The 9,734-nt window shown below is 36.1% G+C and carries 10 protein-coding genes; all 10 read left to right on the top strand.

The window, feature by feature from the left end; genetic code table 11:
• Nucleotides 1-410 (top strand): UpxY family transcription antiterminator (locus tag QVP90_RS06975; RefSeq protein WP_288203992.1); only part of this gene is annotated, 410 nt, incomplete at its 5' end.
• 36 nt (nucleotides 411-446) lie between these two features.
• Nucleotides 447-1,976, top strand: coding sequence for a lipopolysaccharide biosynthesis protein (locus QVP90_RS06970; RefSeq protein WP_021936024.1), 1,530 nt, complete (start codon nucleotides 447-449; stop codon nucleotides 1,974-1,976).
• Complete coding sequence (locus QVP90_RS06965) at nucleotides 1,955-2,872, top strand: nitroreductase family protein (protein ID WP_021936023.1); 918 nt, start codon at nucleotides 1,955-1,957, stop codon at nucleotides 2,870-2,872. The genes QVP90_RS06970 and QVP90_RS06965 overlap by 22 nt, the downstream gene beginning before the upstream one ends.
• A 2-nt stretch (nucleotides 2,873-2,874) precedes the next feature.
• Nucleotides 2,875-4,116, top strand: a complete 1,242-nt coding sequence (locus QVP90_RS06960) for a polysaccharide pyruvyl transferase family protein (RefSeq protein ID WP_021936022.1) — start codon at nucleotides 2,875-2,877, stop codon at nucleotides 4,114-4,116.
• 5 nt (nucleotides 4,117-4,121) lie between these two features.
• The gene (locus QVP90_RS06955; RefSeq protein ID WP_021936021.1) at nucleotides 4,122-5,132 is read left to right on the top strand and encodes an acyltransferase family protein; all 1,011 of its coding nucleotides are present in this window, start codon (nucleotides 4,122-4,124) and stop codon (nucleotides 5,130-5,132) included.
• 24 nt (nucleotides 5,133-5,156) lie between these two features.
• Nucleotides 5,157-6,302, top strand: coding sequence for a non-hydrolyzing UDP-N-acetylglucosamine 2-epimerase (wecB, locus tag QVP90_RS06950; RefSeq protein WP_021936020.1), 1,146 nt, complete (start codon nucleotides 5,157-5,159; stop codon nucleotides 6,300-6,302).
• Between the two features lies 1 nt (nucleotide 6,303).
• Complete coding sequence (locus tag QVP90_RS06945; protein ID WP_021936019.1) at nucleotides 6,304-7,536, top strand: glycosyltransferase; 1,233 nt, start codon at nucleotides 6,304-6,306, stop codon at nucleotides 7,534-7,536.
• Nucleotides 7,533-8,258 (top strand): PIG-L deacetylase family protein, encoded by a 726-nt coding sequence (locus QVP90_RS06940; RefSeq protein ID WP_021936018.1) that lies wholly within the window; start codon nucleotides 7,533-7,535, stop codon nucleotides 8,256-8,258. Before QVP90_RS06945 ends, QVP90_RS06940 begins: the two co-directional genes overlap by 4 nt.
• A 2-nt stretch (nucleotides 8,259-8,260) precedes the next feature.
• Complete coding sequence (locus QVP90_RS06935; RefSeq protein WP_021936017.1) at nucleotides 8,261-9,391, top strand: hypothetical protein; 1,131 nt, start codon at nucleotides 8,261-8,263, stop codon at nucleotides 9,389-9,391.
• On the top strand, nucleotides 9,388-9,734 hold a 347-nt coding region (locus QVP90_RS06930; RefSeq protein ID WP_264381071.1), incomplete at its 3' end, for a glycosyltransferase. The genes QVP90_RS06935 and QVP90_RS06930, both read left to right, overlap by 4 nt.

Genomic DNA, 9,734 nt, shown 5'->3' with positions numbered 1-9,734 from the left:
TACAAGAGGAGATTCACCAGTGGAGTGACCGCCGGAAAAAAGTAGAGCGGGTAGTTATTCCGATGATGATCTTTGTCCGCGTATCTGACGAAGAACGCGGATTACCGCTCACGCTATCAGCTATCAGCCGGTATATGGTGTTACGGGGAGAATCCGTTCCGGCCGTCATCCCCGACCGGCAAATGGAAAAATTCAAATTCATGCTGGATTATTCGGAAGAAGCGGTGGAAGTGTGCACTACTCCACTGGCGGTGGGAGAACAGGTAAGGGTAATCAAGGGACCGTTGGCCGGACTGGAAGGAGAACTGGTGACGGTGGATGGGAAAAGCAAAGTAGTCGTAAGACTGGATATGTTAGGATGCGCACAGGTGGATATGCCGGTGGGGTTTGTGGAAAAAATATATTTTTAATTCAAAATTCCCCCCTCACATATAATAGGAAGTATCATGCTACCCAATAAATCATTAAAATACAATGCTTTTTGGAATATACTGTCTAATGTTCTAAATATCCTTTTATTATTTATTTTAACTCCGATAATTACCAAAGGATTAGGAGATGCTCAATATGGTATATATATCATTTTAGGCACAATCGGAGGTGCTTTGTCAATTATAAATTTAGGATTAGGAGAAGCGACTTTACGTTATGTGGCATTTTACTATTCGAAAAATGATAATGAAGGTGTCAACCGGGTATTTAATGCTACACTATGGTTATACAGTTTGTTGGGAATCATAGTAACCAGTATCTTCTTTTTCACCCCCGAAATGATTATACGATTGTTAAACTTATCGGAATTAGGATCAGAAGGTACTTTATTAATCAGGCTCACGCTTTTACTATTCTTTATAAATTTTATTTACGGTTGTTTTACTTCTGTTCCACAAGCTTTACAACGTTACGATATTTTCTCATATATACAAATCGGTCAAAACGGTATACGTTTTATTACCAATATCCTTGTCATCTTTTTAGGGTACGGATTAAAAGGTTTAGTAATAACTCAACTATCCATTGGTATATTATCACTGTTTTCTGTAATAATCATCTCCAAAAAGTTATTACCATTTCTGATGCTTTACCGCATACCATCTCAAAAAGATTATAAAGAAATTTTTAGTTATGGCATCTTTTCTTTCTTAAGCCAGATAGTGGGACTCGTGTGGCAATACTGTGACAATATTTTACTTTCAATATTCATCGGTCCACAAGCCGTAAGCTACTTCAGCATTCCGATGCAAGTTATTGGGAAGGTGAATAGTACAATATCTTCTGGTTTTAGTGTATTATTCCCCAAGTTTGCCGCAGAAAAGAATACAACGGTCATAAAATCTATATATATAAAATCAACCCAATTATCACTTTATCTGTCAATCGTAATTTTTGTTCCCATGGCTATAATGATTAAAGATTTTTTAGCAATTTGGATATCATCCGATTTTGCGGAAAAATCCGGTTTCATAGCAACCATACTTGCTTTCAGTTATATCGTTAGAGGAGCTTTTTTACCTTATGATTCATTACTTAAAGGACTGGGAGTACCTCAATATATAATGTATATCACTATAGCCAGTTCATTCGTTATTTTACTATGCGATTTATTGCTAATTCCAACATTGGGAGTCAATGGAGTTGGATATAGTTATCTATTATCCTCATTAATAGGCGTCTTTGTTATAGGATGTATATGGAAAAAGTATATTAAAAACAAAAACATCATTGCATATAAAATATTCCTGTTCCCCTATTTAGTGTCTATAGGATGTTTTACAATCATATATTACTTAAAAAATAACATTTATCTGTCCATCCCCGATTTCATATCATTCCTGATAACAGGATGCATTGTATTCATTCTTAATCTTATAATAACCGTCATCACTATCCGACTAATAGACAAAGATTTCATCCGTGAGATATGTTATCCGTTCATTATTAAATTAAAAGAAAAATGTCTCTTAAAAAAACAATAGGAATATTCCTAAAACGCATCCTTCCTCTCAGACATTATAAAATCATTGCAAATGGAGGAATTATCGTACCCTCTTACTATAAAACAATTATTGAGGATACAGAAAAATATTTAGACTATTCACTCAAAGACAGCCACGAAAAAGACATGTTACTCATGCGTAAATATGCGCATATTATAGATAAAGGACTACACAGACGCGATATAGAACCAGGACATAGTAAATTATACTATAAATTACTGAAAGAAAAAATAGAAAAAATAAGACATACGCCTTTCGCATCTGATCCTACAGTTGAATGGGCGCAAAGTAAAGTAGAATTTTACGAACAACTACAAACTTCTCCTCAGTCATTCTTACCCTTACAAGGGAAAACAGAAGCACCGCCAATCTGTTATGAACAATTGTCCGAATTAATAAAGCAACGACGTTCAAACAGATTTTTCCGCGAAATAAATTTATCCGATGAAATCATAAACCAATTATCAGGACTTGTAAACTGGGCAGCGAACAGTTGCAACAAACAACCGATCCGACTATTCATAACCAATACTCCCTCAAAAGCAAATGAATGTCTCAAATGCTGTAAAGGAGGAACCGGATTCAGTACATTCATTCCCTCCTTTTGGGTATTTGCTGCAGATTCCCGTGGATACGTATGGCCCAGTGAAGTTTACTTGCCAGCCATAGACACCAGCTTAGGAGCACAAAATGTATTCCTCGCAGCACAAACATTGGGCATTACAGGTACAATTCTTTCGTGGGCTCAAAAAGACAAAGAAGAAGAGGCTCGATTAAGAATGTTATTAGACATTCCTCAAGAATTCATCATCATATTTTGTGCTGTAATGGGATATGCGTCACATAATTATTTACCACCACAAAGAAAATATTAAAAATGAATATTTTACTAATCCATCAATATGCCGGTAATAAAGGAGACAGGGCAGTTTTGTACGCAACTTGTTCTATCATCAGATCGATAGCCCCCTCTATTCATATCTCTGTTTCAACTTCGTCACCAGAATTATGGGAAGGATACTCTTATTATCAAGAACAGCAAATCGAATTTATCCCCTCGGCTTGGGATTATACAAGAATCCCCCGCAACAAAAAATATTGGAACATTATCAATAAAATCAAAAAATACACTTTTACGATCATGCGTGAAAGTTATCTTTCTCATTGTTCTTCATTAGTAAACCGATTCTTAATCAACCCGTCTTTTTTTGAAAAAGCGCGTAGAGCCGATCTGGTAATAAGTGTCGGAGGCCACCACTTTACAACTATCTTGTCTAAAGATTTAGTTTCTTCCATCAACTTCGATGCCATGGCCGTAATGAGTATGAAGAAAAAGACAATCTGCTTTTCTCAATCCTTTGGTCCATTTGACTTTCATAATCCCCGGAACAAAAAGTTGACTCAAAGACTCTTATCAAATTGTAGTGTTTTATATCCGAGAGAAGAGCAATCAAAACAAAGCCTAATTGATTTAGGAATTTCTCCGTCTCTTATAAAAGGGACCTATGAAACTGTAATTTCCTTAAACTCACTTTTCCCTTTCCATACACAACCCTCAAAAAGAGAAAAGAAAATAGGAATAGCCATATACAGTACCCAACAGCGTAGTCCGGAAAAACATGAAAGATATATAAAAACCTTTTCTTCATTCTGTGATTTTGCAGTATCAAAAGGTTATAAAGTCGTATTTTTCCCTATGGAATTAAAAGGGACTCTTCCGGATGACCGTGTACTTATAAAAGAAATCTTAAACCGGGTAAAACAACCAAACGAATGTGAATGTACTTATATAGACAAGGACATGCCTACACATGAACATTTACAAGAGGTTGCCAAATGCAGAATATTTATCGGTCACAAAACACATTCCACAATCTTTGCATTAACAAGTGGAACTCCACTTATCGGCATCGCCTATCATCCGAAAACCATCGAATTTATGAAACAATTTAATATCGAACAGTACGGGATAAAAGATGATGAGCTGACCTCAAAGATACTCGAAAACACATTTAATCGTATTGAAAAAGAACTTGATACGATAGGAGAAAATACATTTCAAAAATCCAAATCTATATCAATACTATTGCAAAATACATTTCAAAACATTTTGAATTAATATTTATGGCACAAAAAAAAGAGAAATTACAAAGTATTGCTATTATACGTGCATTCTCTATTACATTAGTTGTAGCCTTTCATGCCTATGGCATGATGTATGCAAACCACTTCCCAAAACTAAAAGAAATATACCATTCCACTTATTTCACAATCAACCAATTTTATTTTATCAACATAGCAATGCCTATGTTTGTATTTGTATCTGGTTACTTATTTGCCTTTCTTATTGCCAAAAACAAATATCCAACTTTTGGATATCTGATTAAAAATAAAACTAAAAGAATTCTACTTCCATATTTTCTTTTTGGCATAATAATGATGGCGAGTACAAATAATTTTCATCCATTAGAATTATTAAACGGTGGATATTGGCATCTGTGGTTTTTGCCAATGATATTTTGGTGTTTCTTATTAACTTACTTACTCCATAAATGCTCTTTCTTCACAAAAGCCAAATGGAAATTAGTGATTCTTTTTGTTTGCTTTGGAATAGCATTATTAGATAAATTTCTACCTAGAATATTAGGATTGCACAATTTATCCCTTTGGTATTGCTGGTTTTATTTAGGATGGGTAATTTGCCATTACAAAGAATTGATAATTAACATCATCACTCGTTACAAAATAATATATTTATTATTTATCATCTATTTTTCAATAACTATAATACACCCAACAGAATATGGAAATATCCATTGGTATAGCGAATTGTCTCAAACTTCCATTATTATAGCCTTATGGTACATAACTGAACTCGTTGACTGGAATAAACACAAATTTATAACTCCTATTTTATCTTTTAGTAATTACAGTTATGGCATTTACATATTTCATAATTGGATACAACTTTATCTTATTTCAAAAACAGCTCAAAAGTTATTACCGTTAGAAAAATGGGCAGCAGAAAATATTTATTTATTTCCATTTTTCTTTTTTCTAACATCTCTATTTGTATCCTATATCTTAACAAGATTAATTTTAAAAACAAAAATCGGCAAATTCTTAATTGGATAAAGTAAAAACATAATATATATAACAATGAAAACGATCATGCTCGTTTTCGGCACTCGTCCGGAAGCTATAAAAATGGCTCCTTTGGTAAAAGAGTTCCAAAAACACAAAGACTTATTTAAAACAATTGTATGTGTAACCGGCCAGCACAGAGAGATGCTCGATCAAGTCTTACATCTATTCGACATCGTCCCCGACCATGACTTGAACATTATGAAACAAGGCCAAGACCTATATGACGTAACAGCCAAAGTACTTGTAGGCATGCGGGATGTATTGAAAAAGACACAACCGGACATTGTATTAGTACACGGCGATACCACGACCTCCACGGCAGCAGCCTTGGCAGCATTCTATCAACAGATACCGGTAGGACATGTGGAAGCAGGATTACGGACACACAATATTTACAGCCCATGGCCGGAAGAAATGAACCGGCAAATAACCGGAAGAATAGCAACCTGTCACTTTTCTCCTACACCGTTAAGCAAACAGAATCTGCTGAATGAAGGAATCGAGGAAAAACAAATTTTGGTGACAGGTAATACAGTTATCGATGCCCTTTATGCAGTGGTAAGAAAAATCAAGGATGACCCGGCATTAGAAACCACCTTGAATAATTCTTTAAAAAGCTCCGGGTACGATGTTGACCGTCTTAATAACGCCAGACGTTTGGTGCTGATCACCGGCCATCGCCGGGAAAACTTCGGAGAAGGATTTATCAATATGTGTACCGGAATCAAAACACTGACAGAGAAATATCCGGATGTGGACTTTGTATACCCCATGCATCTAAATCCGAATGTAAGAAAACCAATCCATGAGGTATTCGGAGAGAAACAACTGAAAAACATGTTTTTCATTGAACCATTGGAATATCTGCCATTCGTCTATCTCATGGAGAAAAGTACATTGGTACTGACCGATAGCGGCGGGATACAGGAAGAAGCTCCCGGATTGGGAAAACCGGTGTTGGTAATGCGTGATACCACCGAACGGCCGGAAGCCGTGGATGCGGGTACGGTAAAGTTAGTAGGTACCGACCGTAATAAAATCATCAGCGAGGTGAGCCGTTTGTTAGACGACAAGGTTTACTATGAAAAAATGAGTAAAACCACCAATCCTTACGGAGACGGAATGGCTTGTGAAAGAATTGTAAATCACTTATCATAAAATGAGAATCTTATTTATCGCTCCCGGATATTTGCCATACACATTTTCTGAGAATTTATGTAATGGCAAACTTGTATATGCATTACAAGCAAAAGGGTGGGAAGTGGATGTCATATCCCGGATAGACGAAGGACCTACTTATTGTTCGGAATGGCAAGAACCTTGGCTGCCGCTTAAGAAACATACGTATGAAATCAGCTATCCGGCAGGTAATAAGATAAACAGAATGGCAGATTTATGTTATTCGAGTTTATTAATGGGAGGATTTCCAATGAACGGCATACGTTGGGCCCGCAGAGCCTACCAAAAAGCCTTGGAACTGCACAAAAAAAATCCTTATGATGCAATCATAACACGTTCTCCAAGCGATATTCCCCATATCATCGGATACAAAATTAAGCAAAAGACAGGTATCCGATGGATAGCTAACTGGAACGATCCGGCAACGACTATCTGGCCGGAACCATACACGCACCATCTGTCACCCAGAGAGCATAATATAGCTCATAGATACACCATGACATGCTTAAAAAAAGCAGATATCAATACCTTTCCATCCCAAACGTTATTAGAGCATTTTGAAGCAAATTTCTCTTTTCTGAAAGACAAACAGACAGCAGTCATTCCGCATATCGGTCTGCCGGAATCGTTTTTATCAGTCCGCCCTTCTGAAAAAAGAGATAAAATGTATATGTGTCATTCCGGTAATTTGTCTTCCGAAAGGAATCCGGAATTGACCTTTAAAGCAATAAGAGAACTCATAGACGAAGGATATAGGTCGATACAATTGGACATTATGGGATATATAAATGGACATACAAAACTATTAATCGAAAAATACGATCTGAAAGATCATGTTTGCTTTGTAGGTAGCTACCCATATATGACAGCAATGCAGAAGATGCAGGAATATGATGTATTAGTGTTATTGGAAGCGGTTCTTAAAAAAGGAATATTCTTTGCCAGTAAATTTACAGATTATGCCCAGCTCAACCGACCGATATTAGCTATTTCACCGGTTAATGGTTTTGCAAATTCAACGTTGACCCTACAGGGAGGAGGAATAGCCGTCAACAATGAAAATCATAAAGACATCAAAAAAGGTATCTTAACTTTATATAAAGCCTGGCAAGAGAATACACTGAATGAAAAATACAGTACACGGCAATTGTATAGCCGGTTATCACCTGAATATGTAGTGAACATTTACAAAAACTTACTGAATGCCAGATGATAAAGGATATTATACGGAAACTCAGAGTAAATGCACTGCACGGTATCGCCAATATCAGAGCCGGCAGTATCGAACCCAAAGAATCTTTACTAATTATCGCTCCGCATCCGGACGATGAAGTGATAGGTTGTGCCGGATTGATACAACGTTCTCTCAACAAAGGAAACGACGTATACGTCATCATTCTTACCGGCGGAGAAGCATCACATAACGGATGCTGTGGAATTACTTCCCAAGAACTGATAACCGCAAGAAGAGGATTGGCTATAAATATAAACAGAAAATTGGGTATACCTACAAAAAATCTATTTTTCCTCGATTACCCCGATGGCAAAATAAGCTATAATCATCAAGAAACGGATAAGCTAAGCCGATTAATAAAAAATATCCGCCCCCATGCTATTTTCATTCCACACAAAGGAGAAGGGTGGAACGATCATATACGCGCCGGAAATATCATAAGAAGAATAACTAAAGAAATGACAGATATCCGGCTTTATGAATACTGCGTCTGGTTCTGGTATTATAATACCTGGAAAATAGATTGGAAAAACGCACTACTGCTTAACATGACAAAAGAAGAGCATTTAAGGAAAAAAGAAGCTATCGATAAATATATATATCCTCAGGCTCCCTGCGGGAAACCGTGGTCCGGCGGATTGCCCAACGTGTTTATTGAAGCCAATTATTGGAACAAAGAACTATATTTCAAACAGAAATAAATATGAAACAACCGTTGTATAGCGCTATTGTTCTCGGTGATTCAACAAATAACACATTAAGCATTGTCCGTAGTTTAGGTGAAGCAAAAATAGAACAGACTCTAATCCTGAAATGCGATGAGGATATCTGTTTGGTTGCAAAAAGTAGATATCTAAAAAACAGTCGTGTATATCGTATATCGACCATTGAAGATTGCATGCCAATATTGGAGCAATTAAAAGAAAATACAACTAAACAGCAGACTATAATTTGTAGTTTTGATGAAGCTGCGGTTTTTATTGATAAAAAAGAATCAATATTAGCACCATTTTTTCGTACTCCGGCGAGAGGAAAGCAAATTGGTATGCTATTTAACAAAGATGAACAATGTAAGTTAGCCGAAAAATGTGGATTAACCGTACCGAAATCAATCATTTTTCATCGGGAAGAAAAAATCAATAATTTAATTTTTGATTATCCTATTTTATTGAAACCGCTTAACAGTACGAAAGGAGAGAAAAGCGACATTCATATCTGTCAGAATGAAAAAGAGGTAGAAAATGCTTTAAACGCAGAAAGTTCTTGTTCTGATTTTATCCTACAAGAGTTTATTGACAAAGAGTACGAAATAGACTGTATTGGAGTTAGAACTGAAAAAGAAACCTTTTTGGCAGGAGGAATAAGAAAGATTCGGCATTATCCACAACTAATAGGTGCAGGAGCTTACGGCTTATTTAAACCTATCAGAGAATATAACATTAATATACAGGGAATAGAGGAATTTTTAATACAAGCAAATTATTACGGCCCTTTCAGTATCGAATTCCTTCATAAAGCCGATAAAGATTATTTCATGGAAGTAAATTTCCGGAACGAGGGTTTAGCATATGCGGCAACATCGGCTGGCGCAAACCTTCACGCTCTATATTTAAATCCAAATATGAAAATCAAAAGAAATAAAATTCATAAAGTGTATATGATGAACTATTCTTTAGATTTTCTCTACGTAAAAAACGGGAGTTTATCACTATGGATTTGGATACGTGATTTATTGCGAACGCGTTGTTTTATAAATATCAACTTCAAAGATTTACAGCCAACTATCCATTATTACAAAAACAAAATCACATCTAAATTTACAACAAATAAATGAAAGTACTAATCTGCATTCCTTGTCTCTTGACTGGAGGCACTGAAATACAAACTCTCAATTTAGTAAAATCCCTAATTCAAGGTAAGCATCAAGTAAGTACCGTATGCTATTTTGAATATTTACCCGAAATGGTATCCCGTTATCAAGAAGCAGGAAGCAAGGTAACATGCTTGAGCCCCGTAGGAAAACGAATTGGAGGAATGAAAGGAATTGCCTTTTTATACAAAGGGCTGAAACAGGTAGTACAAGCAGAAAAGCCTGAAGTCGCCCATGTACAGTATATGGCTCCGGGTGCTATTCCTATCGTATTGTTACGCATGATAGGAATAAAAAATATTATCGC

Origin of the sequence: Bacteroides sp. CAG:189 (genome assembly GCF_000432295.1) — a bacterium.
GTDB classification, from domain to species: Bacteria; Bacteroidota; Bacteroidia; order Bacteroidales; family Bacteroidaceae; genus Bacteroides; species Bacteroides salyersiae.
This window is presented reverse-complemented; position numbering and strand designations above follow the sequence as displayed.